Source organism: Heyndrickxia sp. FSL W8-0496 (assembly GCF_038007825.1).
GTDB classification, from domain to species: domain Bacteria; phylum Bacillota; class Bacilli; order Bacillales; family Bacillaceae_C; genus Heyndrickxia; species Heyndrickxia oleronia.
In genome coordinates this window covers 4,063,800-4,080,464 of record NZ_JBBOXX010000001.1, presented here as the reverse complement: position 1 = coordinate 4,080,464, position 16,665 = coordinate 4,063,800, and the positions used below count along the sequence as shown (strand labels likewise).

The 16,665-nt window shown below is 37.5% G+C and carries 14 protein-coding genes and 2 other annotated features (1 of these 16 cut by a window edge); of the genes, 10 read left to right on the top strand and 4 right to left on the bottom strand.

The window, feature by feature from the left end:
* Positions 1-2: 2 nt before the first annotated feature.
* Complete coding sequence (locus tag NST63_RS20640) at positions 3-1,406, top strand: glycoside hydrolase family 1 protein (protein WP_341043598.1); 1,404 nt, start codon at positions 3-5, stop codon at positions 1,404-1,406.
* A gap of 22 nt (positions 1,407-1,428) precedes the next feature.
* Positions 1,429-2,271 carry a PRD domain-containing protein gene (locus NST63_RS20635; RefSeq protein ID WP_212944365.1) on the top strand — a complete coding sequence of 281 codons (843 nt, stop codon included), beginning with the start codon at positions 1,429-1,431 and terminating at the stop codon, positions 2,269-2,271.
* Between the two features lie 107 nt (positions 2,272-2,378).
* Here NST63_RS20635 and serA read toward each other — a convergent pair whose 3' ends face one another.
* Both serA and NST63_RS20625 read right to left on the bottom strand, forming a co-directional pair.
* Positions 2,379-4,004: a phosphoglycerate dehydrogenase gene (gene serA / locus NST63_RS20630; protein WP_341043597.1), complete on the bottom strand. Its 1,626-nt coding sequence runs from the start codon at positions 4,002-4,004 to the stop codon at positions 2,379-2,381.
* Positions 3,997-5,151 (bottom strand): pyridoxal-phosphate-dependent aminotransferase family protein, encoded by a 1,155-nt coding sequence (locus NST63_RS20625; RefSeq protein WP_341043596.1) that lies wholly within the window; start codon positions 5,149-5,151, stop codon positions 3,997-3,999. The genes serA and NST63_RS20625 overlap by 8 nt, the downstream gene beginning before the upstream one ends.
* Before the next feature lie 217 nt (positions 5,152-5,368).
* Positions 5,369-5,582, bottom strand: a binding site (T-box leader).
* A 286-nt stretch (positions 5,583-5,868) separates the two neighbouring features.
* Here NST63_RS20625 and NST63_RS20620 point away from each other — a divergent pair.
* The gene (locus tag NST63_RS20620; protein WP_341043595.1) at positions 5,869-5,997 is read left to right on the top strand and encodes a hypothetical protein; all 129 of its coding nucleotides are present in this window, start codon (positions 5,869-5,871) and stop codon (positions 5,995-5,997) included.
* 155 nt (positions 5,998-6,152) lie between these two features.
* Entirely contained in the window at positions 6,153-6,452 is a 300-nt protein-coding gene (locus NST63_RS20615; RefSeq protein ID WP_341043594.1) for a hypothetical protein, read from the top strand.
* 93 nt (positions 6,453-6,545) lie between these two features.
* Here NST63_RS20615 and NST63_RS20610 read toward each other — a convergent pair whose 3' ends face one another.
* Complete coding sequence (locus NST63_RS20610; RefSeq protein ID WP_341043593.1) at positions 6,546-8,312, bottom strand: glycoside hydrolase family 13 protein; 1,767 nt, start codon at positions 8,310-8,312, stop codon at positions 6,546-6,548.
* Between the two features lie 279 nt (positions 8,313-8,591).
* Here NST63_RS20610 and NST63_RS20605 point away from each other — a divergent pair, with 279 nt between their 5' ends.
* The 6 genes from NST63_RS20605 (at position 8,592) to NST63_RS20580 (ending at position 15,844) form a co-directional block, all read left to right on the top strand.
* The gene (locus NST63_RS20605) at positions 8,592-9,902 is read left to right on the top strand and encodes a sugar ABC transporter substrate-binding protein (RefSeq protein WP_341043592.1); all 1,311 of its coding nucleotides are present in this window, start codon (positions 8,592-8,594) and stop codon (positions 9,900-9,902) included.
* 82 nt (positions 9,903-9,984) lie between these two features.
* Positions 9,985-11,286 (top strand): carbohydrate ABC transporter permease, encoded by a 1,302-nt coding sequence (locus NST63_RS20600; RefSeq protein WP_341043591.1) that lies wholly within the window; start codon positions 9,985-9,987, stop codon positions 11,284-11,286.
* Positions 11,283-12,116: a sugar ABC transporter permease gene (locus NST63_RS20595; RefSeq protein ID WP_071977645.1), complete on the top strand. Its 834-nt coding sequence runs from the start codon at positions 11,283-11,285 to the stop codon at positions 12,114-12,116. Before NST63_RS20600 ends, NST63_RS20595 begins: the two co-directional genes overlap by 4 nt.
* Before the next feature lie 22 nt (positions 12,117-12,138).
* Positions 12,139-13,707, top strand: a complete 1,569-nt coding sequence (locus NST63_RS20590; RefSeq protein WP_341043590.1) for an alpha-amylase family glycosyl hydrolase — start codon at positions 12,139-12,141, stop codon at positions 13,705-13,707.
* Positions 13,708-13,792: 85 nt separating this feature from the next.
* Complete coding sequence (locus tag NST63_RS20585) at positions 13,793-14,821, top strand: Gfo/Idh/MocA family protein (protein ID WP_341043589.1); 1,029 nt, start codon at positions 13,793-13,795, stop codon at positions 14,819-14,821.
* A 54-nt stretch (positions 14,822-14,875) separates the two neighbouring features.
* Positions 14,876-15,844: a sugar phosphate isomerase/epimerase family protein gene (locus NST63_RS20580; protein ID WP_341043588.1), complete on the top strand. Its 969-nt coding sequence runs from the start codon at positions 14,876-14,878 to the stop codon at positions 15,842-15,844.
* A 94-nt stretch (positions 15,845-15,938) separates the two neighbouring features.
* Here NST63_RS20580 and NST63_RS20575 read toward each other — a convergent pair whose 3' ends face one another.
* The gene (locus NST63_RS20575; protein ID WP_169846893.1) at positions 15,939-16,091 is read right to left on the bottom strand and encodes a hypothetical protein; all 153 of its coding nucleotides are present in this window, start codon (positions 16,089-16,091) and stop codon (positions 15,939-15,941) included.
* 359 nt (positions 16,092-16,450) lie between these two features.
* Positions 16,451-16,665, top strand: a binding site (T-box leader); it runs 39 nt beyond the window's last position.

Sequence of the window (16,665 nt, the reverse complement as noted above, 5' to 3'; positions counted from 1 at the left end):
GGATGAAAAACAATTTCAAAGAAGACTTTTTATGGGGAGCATCTTCTTCTGCTTTTCAAATTGAAGGTGCCTGGGACGAAGATGGAAAAGGTATGACCGTTGCAGACTTTAACTCTTTTAAAAAATCAGATGTACAAGCAGATACTAAGGTTGCTAGCGACTTTTATCATCATTTTAAAGAAGATATTTCCTTGATGAAGGAACTAGGAATGAAGACATATCGATTCTCCATCTCTTGGGCAAGGATTATCCCAGACGGTGATGGCAAAGTGAATCAAAAAGGAATTGATTTTTACAATAAAGTAATTGATTTACTTTTAGAAAATGGTATTTTACCTTTTATTACTTTGTATCATTTCGATTTGCCATTTGCTTTAGTAGAAAAGTATAATGGTTGGGAAAGTCGAGACTGTGTCGATGCGTTTGAAAGATATGCAAAGGTATGTTTTGAGGCATTTGGAGATCGAGTGAAAAATTGGCAAACAATTAATGAACAGAACTTAATGATTCGTGTAAATGAGCGAATGAATATATACAATGTCCCAAGTGAGAACATTGAAAAAGTCAGAGCACAAATGGATTATCATATGTTTGTTGCTCATGCACGCGCAACAAATACTTGTCGCGAAATGATTCCAGGGGGCAAAATTGGCCCTGCTGTATCGTCCACAATGACCTATCCAAGTTCAAACCGTCCTGAAGATGTTTGGGCTGCACAGATGAATGATAATTTTAAAACAAATTATGCATTAGAAATGTACTGTTTTGGGGAGTACCCTGGTTATTACAAGGAATACCTTACAAAATGTGATCTATATCCAATAACAAAACCAGAGGATGAAGAAGTACTGAAAGCAGCAAAACCAGATTTCATTGCGGTTAATTATTATCGAACACTGGTGGCGAGCTATCTTCCTACAAATGACAGTCATTCGTTCGGTACAAAGCTAAAAGATATCGATTTTGATTTATATGGCTATTTTCAAATTGAAAAGAATCCTAATTTGAAAGCAACTGAATACGGAGCGCAAATTGATCCAATGGGCTTAAGATTGGTCCTTAATAATTACTATGAGAAATATCGATACCCATTAATCATCACAGAAAATGGTTTAGGTACGGCAGATAATTTAACAGATGATGGTCATATTCATGATGATTATCGAATTAATTATCTTAAAGATCATATTGCAGCTTGTAATGATGCCATTGCAGATGGTGTAGAGTTGTTTGGTTATTGTCCATGGTCAGTAATGGATCTATTAAGCTCACATCAAGGCTTTAAGAAGAGATACGGATTCATCTATGTAGATCGCGTTGACCATGATGTGAAGGAGTTGCGCCGTATTAAAAAAGATAGCTTTTATTGGTATAAAGATGTTATAAAAAATAACGGATTAAACTAAACTATAGCAAGGATAATAAAATATGCAGATACTAAAAGTATTGAATAATTCGTTAGTATTAGCGATTGATGGTTCCGGAAACGAATGCATTTTGATGGGAAAAGGAATTGGATACAAAAAGTCAATAGGCAATGAAATTCAGCCAATCGAGGTTGAAAAAACTTTCATATTAAAAGATAAGGCAACGTTAAAAAGTTTTGTACAGCTGGCTAGTGAATTAGATGATATTTACTTTAATATAGTAAAAGAAATCATTAAGTATGCAAGTGAGAATTATGGTATTGAAGTAATGGACTATTTATATCTTTCATTATCAGATCACATTGCTTTTGTGATAGATAGAGTAAAAGATGGGAATATAGGAGAAAACTTCAACTATATTGAGGTTGTGAAATTTCACAAGTATGAATATGAAGTAGGACAATATGCAGTCCAACTTATTAATAAACAGCTTGGAATTCAACTGCCAGATAGTGAAGCTTCTGCTATAGGTCTACACTTCGTCAATGCTCGCCTTAATTCAAAATCTTATAACAAAGAAATTGAATTAACCAAGCTAGTTAACAACATTGAAGCTATTGTGTTAAGAAAAACTAATATTATATTAGATAAGAAGAGCTTTTCTTATTTAAGATTCGTTACCCATCTAAATTATTTCGCTGAGAGAATCATTGAGAATCAGCTTTTTGAGGATAAAGAATCAGATATTCTTTACGATCAATTAAGTCAAAACATGATACGTGAAAATGACATTATTGATAGTATTTGTCAATTTGTAAAGCAAAAATATACTGTTGATCTTACTAAACAAGAAAAAATATATTTAATGATCCACATTCACCGTATTATGGGAGAAAACAGATAGAAAAAAGGAATATCCCCCTTCACCTAATATTGATAAGGGGGATATTCCTTTTTGTATTGCGAGTAAAAAACACGAGTAACAAAGTCCTCGTATCGATCTTACAAAATTTATAAATGCAATGCCTTCTCTACACTTAACTCTTCCTCATAGGATAGCTCCAAAATTTGTACATCCTCTAGTCCAGAGATTGAGTGGAGAGCATGTGTGACTTCTTGTTCGATCTTTTTATCAAGAGTGAGGATCATGATTGCTTCTCCTCCTATCGCTGCACGCCCTACCTGCATCGTTCCGATATTAATAGAATAACTGCCTAATATCGATCCAACTTGACCAATCATTCCTGGAATATCCTGATGTTTTATATAGAGGAGATGTTGCTCAGGGCGCACATCTACACGATAGTTATTAATATTGACAATTCGAGCACCATATCCATTTAGGACCGTCGCACCGATATTGACCTTTTTATCTCCTTTATATAGAACTAGCTCCATATAGTTGGCGAACCCTTTATTTGTAGCATTTCTTTGGACATTATAGGAAAGCCCATGTTCCTTTAATAAGTGAATGGCATTGATTAAATTAACTGAATCACTTAAATGATAGGAGAGTATCCCTTTTACCATATATCTCGTTAAGAGACTTGTATCTTCTTCGACTAGATCTCCGTAATAGGCGATATCAATTTTTTCTGGTGCCTTCTTCAGTAATTGTATGGCGATTTCAGCGAGTTGTTCACCAAGCTGAAGATACGGTTTCATTTTTAGTTGGGTTTCTCCAGACATTTGTGGAGCATTAACTGCGTGACGAATCGTTTGTGATTCGAAAATATTGATAATCTCATCACTTACTTCTTTTGCGACTTTTTCCTGAGCTTCTTCTGTAGATGCTCCGAGATGTGGGGTGACAATGATGTTTGGATGTTGGAGTAAATCTAAGTTAGTAGGAGGCTCTTGCGTAAATACATCTAAGGCAGCACCAGCAACATGACCGCTTTGTATGGCACGGATTAAGGCAGCTTCATCAATAATTCCACCACGGGCACAATTTATGATTCGTACTCCTCGTTTTGTTTTTTGCAAAAACTTATCGTTAACTAGGTTTCGTGTTTCTTTAATGAGTGGGGTGTGGACGGTGATAAAGTCAGACTGAATGGCAATTTCATTAATGCTTGCCTTAACGATACCAAGCTTTTTGGCGCGCTCCTCAGTTAGATAAGGATCATACCCTAAAATTTTCATTTGGAAGCTTTTTGCCCGTTTCGCCACTTCCGTACCAATCTTCCCCATCCCAATAATACCAAGTGTTTTTTCATATAGCTCAACCCCTTTAAAAGCATTTCGATTCCACTCACCGTTTGACATGGATTGATAGGCGTGTGGGATTCTACGAGCTAATGAAAGTAGCATGGCTAAGGTATGTTCACAGGCAGCAATGGTGTTCGCACCAGGTGCATTAATGACAATAATTCCTTTTCTAGTGGCTGCCTCAACATCAATATTGTCGACACCAACACCTGCACGTGCAATGATTTGTAAGCGGTGGGCTGAATGAATCAACTCCTTCGAAACGATTGTTTGACTACGGACAATCAGGGCATCATAATTTCCGATGATTTCCCTAAGCTCAGCACTGGATAGCTGATCCTTTTTATCTACTAAAATAGATGGATGCTCATATAAGCTCTGTAATCCCTGAACATTGATAGAGTCTGTTACTAGTATTTTATACATATTCTCTCCAAACCTCCTCGGCCTTTTTCGTTGCTTGCCCCAACACATTTCTACCTTCTACTGTATGAATGGTCATTTCTAGGCCCGTCAGAACTCTTAAAATATCAAAAGGGGTGCAATAGCCCATATGACCAATTCGGAAGATTTCTCCCTTTAATTTCTTTTGTCCTCCAGCAATGGTGATGGAGTACTTATCTTGAAGTGTCTTTTTTATTTGATTCGCTTTTCCATTTAAAGGTTTAACTGAAGTGACTGTAGGGGAAGCATGCTCATCTGAAACCAGTAATGGGAGCTCGAGTGCTTTGATCCCTTCGCGAACCATTGTTTTTAGAAGCTGATGTCTCTGAATCACTTGCTCTAAGCCTTCTTCTTCAATCATGTAGCAAACCTCAAGTGTTCCGGCTATTAGTGAAACGGCAGGTGTAAATGGTGTTGATTTTTCCTTATCATAGGATGCAAAATAGCGATTTAAATCTAAATAAAAACGTTTAGATGAACAGGATTGAATCCTTTCTCTTGCGATAGGATTGACAGCAATAAAGGCGAGGCCAGGTGGTAGCATTAATGCTTTTTGTGAGCCAGAAACAAGAATATCAATATTCCATGTTGCCATATCAACCGGTACAGCACCAATGCAGCTGACACCATCAACAATAAATAAAGCATCTGTTATTCGCTTGGTCACAGCGCCTAACTCCTTAATGGGGTTTAGAACACCGGTGGATGTTTCACAATAAGTAGCAAATACCGCCTTACAATCCTTATGAGCATGTAAAAAATTCTCCAATTGGTCTGGAGTGCATATTTCACCCCATGGAATCGTTAAACGATGTACGATCGCACCAAAGGTTTCACAAATCGTGGCAAAGCGTTCTCCAAAGGCACCAGTTACAATCACAACGACTGGATCATTCTCTTCGATAATATTAGCTGCAGCGGCTTCTAATGCGGATGTCCCGCTTCCTGTTAGTACGAGGACGGGATCCTTTGAACCGAAGATCGGCATAAGTCTTGTAGATACCTCTTCTAGTAATTGTGCAAACGCTTGACCTCTATGACCAATCATGGGCTGATTCATCGCGAGCTTTACACGCTCAGGGATTGGAGTGGGACCTGGAGTAAATAAATATTGCTGGTTTAATAACATGTTTTCTCATTCCTTTCATGATCATTTCCTAGCAAAGTAAGGCTGTTTTAGTATAAGAGTGTGGTTTTTGTAAAGTGTTCTTATGAAGTTTGCAGCTCTTTTTTCAGTGGAATATAGAGATTGTCGGTCATGAACCTTTATTAGCTAAATAGCAACAAGGTTTAAGAAAAGAGCTAAAAATAAAAGCCCCTCATAATCAGCCGATTTTCAGCCAATTATGAGGGACGATCATTCGTGGTGCCACCCTCTTTTATTACTATGTACATAGTAACCTTCATGGAAATAACGGCATCATACCGTGATAGCCTACTTAACCTGTTCAGCTATCCAGTTCAGAAGTGCTCGGCATTATGAAGCAAAAGTATCGGTTTGCAGCAACCACCGACTCTCTATAAACTCTTCCTTCACACCATCTTCATCAAAACTTTTAGAAAAATGATATTGTTTAAAATACTTTACCAAATACCTTTATTCATGTAAAGGATTAAAATTAGATTTTTTTATCCTTTATCACACCCGTCTGTAACCATTTCATGTATCGATCGTCTATTAGATAAGGGATTTAACGATGTTAATCTATTATTATTCGTTCAACATTACCTTAATAGCTAGAAAAAAGGGGGAGAGAGATGAAAAAAATTATATTTCATCATTCCATTTCTTGTTCTATTAACTGCTTGTAGCCCATCTCATATTGTCATCGATTGGGTTGATTTTATGCAGATCAATGGAAAACACTATACTGGATCTCAACAATTAGTTATTTCAAAGCAAACATTAGTAAAGGATAAGATCGGCGAAGTAAGATTTGAAGTAAATGAGCATAAAATCCTAAATATAAAATAAAAGAGGGGGATGCCACTTATTTATCAAAAGGAACAGACGTCTATTCGATTGAAGGATATCCTGATCATTCAATCGTTGCGGTTAAAGATAAAACAAAGATCCATGGGTATAAGCTATACAGTACCGATAATGCCGAAACCCTAGATGTGAAAACCATGGATAAAGTTCAAAGAATAGAGGTATATCTGTCTGATGGGGCAAAACCGATGAAACAATTAAAAACTTTAACTGGAGAAGAGGTTAAGCAGTTCTTGAAAATTCTTGAAGATGGGACAGTAAATTCAGCCTATTCACCTGATACATCCACTAAAGACCCTCAAATGTTTGATTTTGTATGTTATACAGCTGCACCGATTGCCTATTGTGATACTGTATTTTTCGATGGAAAGGTCTATTATCGGTATTCGTCCGAATTAACGATTATAGATGATGGGATCGTGAACTATTTGAAATAGTCATGTGTTTTTAGGAGAAGGGAAGTGTTCAAACGAGGATACTAGCAAACTCAAATAGGAAAGCCTTAGGCAAGACTTTCCCGGAGTGTTTTTTTACCGTTTTCTTGATTGAAAAATAGTAAAACCTAAACCAGGCAAACTAAGTTCCTCTACATCGCTAGTCAATTGTTTCTCGTTATTCCATAGGTTCGTCACTTCATCACTTTTTGCCAAAAAAGGAATCTTGATTTGAATAGGTTGCTCACTATTATTGATGGCAATGAAAATCGACTCATTCTTGCTTCTTTTTTCATAAATAATATGGTTGGTTTCTGTGTTACTTTCAATAATATGAAATTCACCTTTATTCCCTAGTGCTGGGACTTTTTTTCGTAAGCTGATCAGCTTTTGGACAAACTCAAAGAGTTCTAAATCCTGTTCTTGTTTATCCCAGATCATGCATTTACGGCAACCAGGATCTTGTTCGCCCGTCATTCCGATTTCGTCGCCATAATAGATACATGGACTTCCAATGAACGTTAATTGAAATAAAAAAAGCAGCTTAAGTCGATCCTTGTTTTCATTAGCGATCGTTAATATTCGCGGTGTATCATGACTTCCGAGTAAATTGAATGAAACCTCGTTTACATTGTTAGGATAAGAATGTAAAACATGAGATATTCTTTGCGCGAATTGCTCGGCAGTGATGGTCCCTTTTGCAAAAAAATCGAGGGCACTTTGCGTGAAGGGATAGTTCATGACGGCATCAAACTGATCGCCTTGAAGCCATGGCATCGAGTCATGCCAAATTTCGCCTAGTATATAGGCATCGGGTTTAACTGACTTTACCGTTTTTCGAAATTCACGCCAGAAGCTGTGATCTACTTCATTGGCTACATCTAGACGCCAGCCATCGATATCAAATTCCTCAATCCAATAACGGGCAACGTTAAGAAGATAGTCTTTCACCTCAGCATTTTCTGTATTCAGCTTCGGCATTTGCTCTGTAAATGCGAATGTATCATAATTTGGCCTCGGCTTCGTGATAATAGGGAAGTCTCTTATATGAAACCAATCCTTATATTTAGAATGCTCCTGATTTTTCAATACATCTTGGAAGGGTGGAAAATAATATCCGCTATGATTAAAGACAGCATCCAACATCACTTTGATTCCGTGCTGATGACATACGTCAACGAGTCTTTTAAAAGTAGCTTTATCACCAAACTGCGGGTCGATCTCCATATAATCAATGGTGTCATATTTGTGGTTAGAGTAGGCTTTGAATATAGGGGTGAAATAAAGACCTGTGATACCTAATTCAACGATGTGATCAATATGTTGAATGATTCCCTCAAAATCACCACCAAAAAAATTATCCCACTTAGGTTCTGTACTTCCCCATGGAAGGGTATTTTCCGGATTGATCCTTGGATCTCCATTTGCAAACCGTTCTGGGAATATTTGATACCACACTGTATCTTTCACCCAATCGGGAGCATGAAAAACATCTGCCTTATTTAAAAAAGGGAAGCAAAAGAAGTAAGAAGTGTCGTCAGTAGGGATCTGATCAAAAAACCCTTTCTCTCCATAAACCATCGTTTCATTTCCACTCATCAGTTCAAAACCATAGCGCATCCTTCTAAATTCAGGAGCGACTTCAACAAACCAATAGTCAAACAATTGATCGCTCCCACTTATCGTCATGTGTTTTGTAGAAAAGATCCAACCGTCTTCATTCCATGTATATGGGTCCCCAAAGATAAGATTCACTTTTTCAATATCGTTCTTTTTCGTTCGTATACGAATATGAAGTGTTTTGTCATTGTAAGCATAGGCATAATTGTTTTTTGGTCGGTGATAGATGGATTCAATGTTCATAATGCTACCTCCCTTTAACGGTATATGAAACTATAATAATAAAAAAATATCATATGAGATAATTTAATGCAAACGGTTGCTTTTAGAATTTTCAAAATGTATAATAATTTTATGCAACCGTTTTCATTGGAAAAGGAGGGAAAAGAAACGTAAAAATGGTATTATCATATTATTTTTTTAGTTATTTCAAAAATAGTAGAACAGTGCATGATTTTACATCGAAAACAACAAAGCTTTTCGAAATTTAAGCGAAGAAACATTTAATCGAGGGGGATGAAAATGAAGCTTAAAAAGACAATGGGAATAATGGCTTCTAGTATTCTATTGGTGGGACTCCTAGCTGGATGCACCCAGCCAAAGGGAAAGGAAAAAGCAAACAAAGAGGTTGAAGAGAATGCAGAAGTGAAGGAAATTAAACCGGAGGAGGGAGCCAGTCTTATTCTTTGGGATAATGGCGGTGCGGAAGCAGAATGGGCCAATTACGTCGCTGAGGAATTTGAAAAGAAATATAATGTTCCGGTTGAAGTTCAAGAGGTCAGCCATACGGATGCAGCTGGTAAATTGGAAACAGATGGTCCAGCAGGACTTGGAGCAGATGTCTTCAACGCAGCACATGATCATTTAGGTACTCTCGTTTCTGGTGGATTAGTATATGATAATTATTTTGCAGATGACTACAAGAAAGACTATATGGATGCTGCTGTAAAAGGGACATCGTTCATAGATAAAGATGGAGAATTGAAGATGTACGGTTTTCCCATTGCGATTGAAACCTATGCACTCTACTACAATAAAGATATTGTGAAGAAAGTTCCGGAAACATGGGATGAATTATTTGAGCAAGGAAAACAATTTCAAGAGGGATCCACGAAAAAGGATCGTAAATATGGATTAATGATGGAACCAGGGAATTTCTATTACACCTATGCATTCATGGCAGGATATGGCGGATATATTTTCGGAAATGACAATACCAATCCAGAAGAAATAGGGATCAATACCGAAGGGGCAATCAAATCTGGTGAATTGATGAAAAAAATTCATAGCGAGCTACTCCCTCTAAAGAAGGAAGATATTACTGGTGATGTGATTTCTTCATTCTTTAATGAAAATAAACTAGCATTTAGGATTTCGGGACCATGGGATGTGAAGAATCATAAGGATGCTGGAATTAATTTCGGTATCGCCCCACTTCCAAAGCTGGATAATGGAGAAACACCTAAATCTTTCTCTGGAATTAAAGCATACTACGTAAACTCCTACAGTAAATATCCAGAAGCAGCCACACTTTTAGCCCAATTTGCATCAAGTGAAGAGATGCTATTAAAGCGTTATGAGATGACAGGGCAATTACCACCTAAGAATTCACTCCTTGAAAATGACACAATCAAACAAGATGAAGTTTCAATGGCATTTTTAGAACAAGCTCAAAATGCTGTTCCTATGCCAAATATCCCTGAAATGCAAGCGGTTTGGGGACCAATGGAAACAGCTTATACGGCTATATGGAATGATGGAATGGATCCGAAAAAAGCATTAGATGCTGCATACGAACAAATAGAGGATGCCATTTCTACTCAGAAAAAGTAGTCATATGAATAGCCGATATCCTTTGAACATGGGGTATTGGCTTTGTTTCTTACTTGGATTACCCAAAAGGAGATGGTATAGGATGAAATCACATGCCAAGATTAGTACAATCCTCTCTCTTTTATTTATGGGATTGGGACAAATCTATAATCGGCAATACATGAAGGGCTTATTATTCATATGTTTAGAGATTTATATCGTTGTATTTTGGTCATTACCCTTTCGAAATGCTATGTGGGGGCTAACGACCCTTGGGGAAACTACGCAAAAAAGGATCGGCTTTAAAATTCAACCAGGTGATCATTCCATATTTTTAATGATTGAAGGCATCATTTTTCTCATATGTGGATTGTTATTGATTTGGGTCTATTATTTAAATATTCGTGATGCAAGGAGAGTAGGAATAGCAAGGGATTTAGGCCAAAGGCCGAATCATTTTAAAGAAACCTTACATGTGATCGCAGAAAAGGGATTTCCTTATTTATTGCTTACCCCTTCAATTATATTTACATCGTTTTTGACCATATTACCGTTATTATTCGGTATTGCTATAGCCTTTACCAATTATTCGGGACCGAACCATTTACCGCCTGCTGCCCTCGTTGATTGGGTTGGTTTTCAAACATTTATTGATCTTTTTAATTTGAAAACATGGAATCGCACCTTTTTAGGAGTATTTGAATGGACGATCATCTGGGCCATTCTCGCAACAGTGACGACTTTTTTTACGGGGTTACTTTTTGCTGTTTTATTAAATTCAAAAGGAATACGATTCAGATCTTTTTGGAGAAGTATTTATATTCTTCCTTGGGCCATTCCTGCATTTGTCTCTATCTTGATTATGAGAAATCTATTTAATGGGGAGTTTGGGCCAATTAATCAATACTTAGAAGCCATAGGCTTGGCGGGAATTCCTTGGCTTAGTGATCCGTTTTGGGCAAAATTTACGCTTGTTGTCGTCAATATTTGGTTTGGATTTCCTTTCTGGATGGTATTAATGAGTGGGGTTATGACGGGTATTGATAAAGAACTATATGAAGCGGCGGAAGTAGATGGGGCTAGTCCGAGACAGCGTTTTTGGCGAATTACGATGCCAATCGTCATGTTTTCAACCGCTCCGCTACTCATTATGCAATTTGCGGGAAATTTTAATAATTTTAATATGATTTATTTGCTGACACAGGGGGGACCTGTAAATGTTGATTATAGCTATGCTGGTTCAACGGATATTTTAATTTCATGGATTTACAAGCTTACGTTGGATCAAAGTCAATTTAATATGGCATCTGTCGTATCCATCCTCATATTTATTGTGATCGCATCGATATCCGTCTGGAACTTTAGACGAACGAGAGCATTTAAAGAGGAGGATATGATGTCGTGAACAGAAAAACAAAAGACAAATGGATTAGTGTTGGTAAACATATCATTTTAGTGCTAGTGGCTATATTTACTGTTTACCCAGTGGTATGGGTTTTTATCGGCTCGTTAAATCCCGGGGATTCCCTTTTTAATACCTCTCTATTTCCTAAGTCACTCACTTTCAAACATTATGTTGAGTTATTTCAGGATACACAATATTTCAATTGGTATAAAAATACATTAAAAATTGCCATTTGGAATATGATCATTTCGACATTTTTGGTTGTTACTGCTGCGTATGCCTTTAGCCGTTTTCGCTTTCCGGGACGGAAGGAAGGCTTAATGACGATGTTAGTTTTGCAAATGTTCCCAGGATTTATGGGGATGATTGCTATCTATATTCTCCTGTTGCAATTAGGGTTACTAGACAATCATTGGGGACTTATTTTGGTCTATGCTGGTGGTTCAATTCCATTTAATGCATGGCTTGTGAAAGGGTATTTTGATTCGATGCCAAAAAGCTTGGAAGAAGCCGCGAAAATGGATGGCGCGGGTCATGTGACGATTTTCTTTCGCGTGATGATGCCGTTATCTGTACCCATTCTTGTTTTTGTGGCCGTTTCAAATTTTATCGGACCATGGATGGATTTTATCTTTGCTCGGCTTGTCCTGCGGTCTAATGAAAACAAAACTCTAGCCATTGGCCTTTTTGAAATGGTAACTGGTCGGGGGAATACGGAATTTACTACGTTTGCTGCTGGGGCAGTATTGGTGGCCATACCGATTACTATTCTATTTATGATTTTCCAAAAGTATATGGTAGAAGGTCTGAAAGCAGGAGCGAATAAATAATCTTTCTAGTTGGGAGGTTCTCATGAAAAAAATACGAATAGGATTACTATTCTTGTTTTTACTCGTAGCGGGTTGTGATTCGCAGGTCACCTCGAATAAAGAGAGCAAGAAAATGTCCTGGTCAATCGATCAAAATGTCGTTAAGGATTCGAAACATCGTGTGTTCTATGAGATTTTTGTTCGCTCCTTCGCTGATAGTAATGGGGATGGAATAGGGGATTTAAATGGTGTCACAAAGCAGTTGGACTATTTAAAGGAATTAGGGATTGGCGGCATTTGGCTCATGCCTATTCAACCATCCCCCAGTTACCATGGCTATGATGTGACTGATTATTATGATGTAAATCAAGACTATGGCACATTAGCGGATATGAAAAGACTAGTGGAAGAGGCCCATAAAAGGGATATAAAAATAGTGATGGATTTAGTCATGAATCATACATCAAATAAGCATCCGTGGTTTCAAAAGGCCTTAACCGGTGATCCTGATTATCGAGACTTCTATGTGTGGAGTGATGTACAGACAAATACGAATGAGCTGGGAGATTGGAATCAAAAAATTTGGCACGGAGAATCGGAGTCGAAGTATGAAGGGATATTTTGGGACGGAATGCCTGATTTAAATTATCGTAACCCTGCGGTAATGGAGGAAATGAAGAAAATAGGTAGCTTCTGGTTACAAGAGCTTGATGTAGATGGATTTCGTTTAGATGCAGCGAAATATTTATTTAGTTCGCATCAAGTGAAGGATCACCATGATAAAAATGCGGCATTATGGGAGGAATTTAAACAATCTACGCAAAATGCTAAGTCTGATTCATTTTTAGTAGGCGAGATATGGGATACTCCATCCATTGTAGGAACCTATCTTCATGGGTTAGATTCAGGATTTAATTTTGATTTGTCATCGAAAATTTTATCATCAGTGAAACAGGAAAAAGATGCAGGGATTGCTTCTAGCCTTGAAAGAACGAGGGCATATTTTCAAAATGTATCAAATGAATTTGTAGATAGCATTTTTATTACGAATCATGATATGAATCGGGTCATGAGTGAGGTGGCTGGAAATCAAGATCAAGCAAAAATGGCTGCTTCATTATTATTCACATTGCCTGGAAATCCGTACGTTTACTATGGAGAAGAGATAGGGCTAGAAGGAAAAAAACCGGATGAAAACATTCGTGAACCGATGATATGGTCTCAAAATAAGGATGAGTCATTGAATACAACATGGATCAAGCGAAAATATAGTAAAAATGCAGAACAACTGGCTGTTTCTGTACAAAAAAGTGATAAGACTTCTCTATATAACCACTATAAAACGATGATTTCTGTTCGAAAAGGAAGATCCGCTTTATTAGCTGGAGAAATCAAGGGATCCGATGTTCGCAAACAAGGGTTAGTCTCCTTTGAACGTATGAATGAAGAGGAATCCTTATTGGTTCTTCATAATATAACAAGCAAGAAAATGACGATTACGATTCCGAAAGAGTGGAAGGATGTTTATTTTTCTAGTCAATCATATGCAAAGAAGGACCAGGAGCTGATATTAGCCCCTTATTCGACAATCATCTTTGAAAAAGAAGTATAAAGGGTTTTTATGAAAGTTGAAGCTTGTTTTAAACATTTTTTATTTAGAATTAGATAAATGTGAACATAAAAGGGAGGAAGCGAAAGTGAGAAAAGTAAAGGTTGGGATTATTGGTTGTGGGAGCATTGCTACACATCGCCATTTACCAGAATATATGTTGAATGATCATGTCGAAATCGTTGCTGTTTGCGATAGTGTGGAGGAGCGAGCAAAGAAAAAAGGAAGGAAGTATAATGCAAACGTTTATACGGATTATAAGAAATTACTCTCGGATTCGAATATTGAGGCAGTAAGCGTTTGTACCCCCAACTACTTACATGCGCCAATTACCATTGCAGCACTGAATGCAGGGAAGCATGTTCTTTGTGAAAAACCAATGGCTACTTCGAAGGAAGAGGCATTAGCCATGATCGAGGCAGCTGAAAGAAACAATCGAAAACTAATGATTGCCCATAATCAAAGATTGGTTGAATCACATGTCCAAGCGAAAAAAATCATCGATTCAGGGGAAATCGGAAAAATATATAGCTTTAGAACGGCCTTTGGACATGGTGGTCCAGAAGGCTGGAGTGTTGATGGGGCGGATAGTTGGTTCTTTCAGAAAGAGAAAGCCTTTATTGGAGCTATGGGAGATTTAGGCGTTCATAAAACAGATTTACTGCGTTATCTACTTAACGAAGAAATCGTAGAGGTAGCTGCCTTTGTGGAGACAAGTTCAAAGCAGGATTCCACTGTGGATGACAATGCGGTTTGTATTTTGAAGACGGAAACGGGAATCATCGGAACCCTTGCTGCAAGCTGGTCTTATGTCGCTAAGGAAGACAATTCGACGATTATTTATGGTGAAAAGGCTGTTCTTCGATTAGAGGATGATCCAGATTATTCATTAATTGTTCAATATAAAAATGGAAAAACAGATAAGCATAAGTTAGGTGAAATTCAATCTAATGAAAATGGTGGACAACATAATTCCCATGTCATTGACCAATTTATTAATTGTATTGTCGAGGATAAGGAAGTACCAATTGATGGATATGAAGGGATGAAATCATTAAATGTGATATTGGCATCTCTCGAATCATATGAAACGAAGAAAATCGTATCAATAGAGTAGGTTAGAGGATTAAAAAAATACCCAAATTAATTATAGAAAGTGTGGAGATTATAGATGAAACTTGGTGTGTTTACTGTATTATTTGCAGAAAAGAGCTTTACCGATGTGCTGGATTATGTGAAGGCAGCCGGCTTAAAAGCAGTTGAAATTGGCACAGGGGGCTATCCAGGAGATGCCCATTGTAAAGTGGATGAATTGCTTGAAAATGAAGGGAAGAGAGAGGTCTATTTACATGAGCTGAAAACAAGAGGATTAGAAATTAGTGCATTTAGTTGTCACGGAAATCCTATTTCGCCGAATAAAGAATTCGCCCAAAAGAGTCATGAGGACCTCAAAAAAACCATTCAATTAGCATCGCTTATGGATGTACCGGTAGTCAATGCGTTTTCTGGAACAGCAGGGGATCATGAAGGAGCAAAATATCCGAACTGGCCTGTCGCTCCATGGCCGAATGAATTTTCAGAAGTTCTAAAATGGCAATGGGAGGAAAAGCTCATTCCTTATTGGAAAGAGATGGGACAGTTTGCAAAGGATCATCAAGTAAAGATTGGTCTTGAACTACACGGTGGGTTTTTAGTTCACACTCCTTATACGTTACTAAAATTACGTGAGGCGACCTGTGATGCCATCGGAGCTAATCTAGATCCAAGTCATCTTTGGTGGCAAGGAATTGATCCCGTAGGTGCGATTAAAATACTGGCAAAAGAAAATGCGATCCATCATTTCCATGCGAAGGATACATATATTGATCAGGATCATGTGAATATGTATGGTCTGACCGATATGCAGCCTTATGATGAAGTAAGAACAAGAGCATGGTCTTTCCGCTCCGTTGGTTGTGGGCACAGCTTGCATGAATGGTCCAATATCATAAGTGCCCTGCGCACATATGGCTATGACCATGTCGTGAGTATTGAGCATGAAGACCCCATTATGTCTATTGAAGAAGGATTTACACGTGCAGTAACGAATCTCAAAGCCGTGCTAATTGAAGAAACACCAGCCAATATGTGGTGGGTATAGTGAAGGAGGGGGTCAGACCCCCTCATACAAATCCTTTTTTTATGCGCTTTTCTAAAGCTTTTTAGAGCGAATTGGTGCCATAGGAAAGCGTGTTTTATTCATCCTCTTCGTCCTCCTGATAATGTTCATTGAGATAGGAGTTTTCTCTTGAGGCGAAATTTACATTTTGTAGGCTCATCTCTGGTTCTAGCCCGTACAGTTCTTTTCTTTCATGCGCTTTTTTCGAAGTAATTTCTTCTACTGACATTTTGAATCACCACCCTTATGAATGAATTTGCCTGTATTCTTCTCTTATGAAGGGATTATTATTAAAAAAAATATTGTAAATGGTTATGGAAGATAACATATGACTAAACATTTATATTAGTGAAAGACAGTTTTCCAAAAAGAACATGAAAATGTCCTTCATATGCGAAATTTTTACCAAAAATTTCGATCATTCGAGTGAAGCATTCAGGAAACATAAAAGCTCTCGCCACCTACCTTACAGCCTGATAAGCGATGAACAATGCTGTTTATCAATATTTCCTGGGTGGTAAAAAAATTTATAAAAATTCCTTGACATATAAAAACAACCGTAATAATATAATAAACAATAAATTTAAATAAACGGCGTTGACGAAGAGTAGTAATTTATATGGACTCTATTAGAGAGCTGGTGGTTGGTGAGAACCAGTGAGAACATGTGAATGAATGGACTTCTGAGCTTCCAAACCGAAAATCTAATGGAACAGTAGGCTTTGGCGAATGTCTTATCGTTACAAGAGACGGATATTAAGCTTGAAATTCAAGCTCGATATTGTCAAAGTGAGCTGTTTGTC

What these genes read in the sequence shown, in the direction of transcription:
- NST63_RS20610 (WP_341043593.1), bottom strand. Translation starts at nt 8,312, where the DNA reads ATGAACATTGAATCCATCTATCACCGACCAAAAAACAATTATGCCTAT.
- NST63_RS20590 (WP_341043590.1), top strand. Translation starts at nt 12,139, where the DNA reads ATGAAAAAAATACGAATAGGATTACTATTCTTGTTTTTACTCGTAGCG.
- NST63_RS20615 (WP_341043594.1), top strand. Translation starts at nt 6,153, where the DNA reads ATGGATAAAGTTCAAAGAATAGAGGTATATCTGTCTGATGGGGCAAAA.
- NST63_RS20600 (WP_341043591.1), top strand. Translation starts at nt 9,985, where the DNA reads ATGAAATCACATGCCAAGATTAGTACAATCCTCTCTCTTTTATTTATG.
- NST63_RS20605 (WP_341043592.1), top strand. Translation starts at nt 8,592, where the DNA reads ATGAAGCTTAAAAAGACAATGGGAATAATGGCTTCTAGTATTCTATTG.
- NST63_RS20580 (WP_341043588.1), top strand. Translation starts at nt 14,876, where the DNA reads ATGAAACTTGGTGTGTTTACTGTATTATTTGCAGAAAAGAGCTTTACC.
- NST63_RS20635 (WP_212944365.1), top strand. Translation starts at nt 1,429, where the DNA reads ATGCAGATACTAAAAGTATTGAATAATTCGTTAGTATTAGCGATTGAT.
- NST63_RS20625 (WP_341043596.1), bottom strand. Translation starts at nt 5,151, where the DNA reads ATGTTATTAAACCAGCAATATTTATTTACTCCAGGTCCCACTCCAATC.
- NST63_RS20640 (WP_341043598.1), top strand. Translation starts at nt 3, where the DNA reads ATGAAAAACAATTTCAAAGAAGACTTTTTATGGGGAGCATCTTCTTCT.
- serA (WP_341043597.1), bottom strand. Translation starts at nt 4,004, where the DNA reads ATGTATAAAATACTAGTAACAGACTCTATCAATGTTCAGGGATTACAG.
- NST63_RS20575 (WP_169846893.1), bottom strand. Translation starts at nt 16,091, where the DNA reads ATGTCAGTAGAAGAAATTACTTCGAAAAAAGCGCATGAAAGAAAAGAA.
- NST63_RS20620 (WP_341043595.1), top strand. Translation starts at nt 5,869, where the DNA reads ATGCAGATCAATGGAAAACACTATACTGGATCTCAACAATTAGTTATT.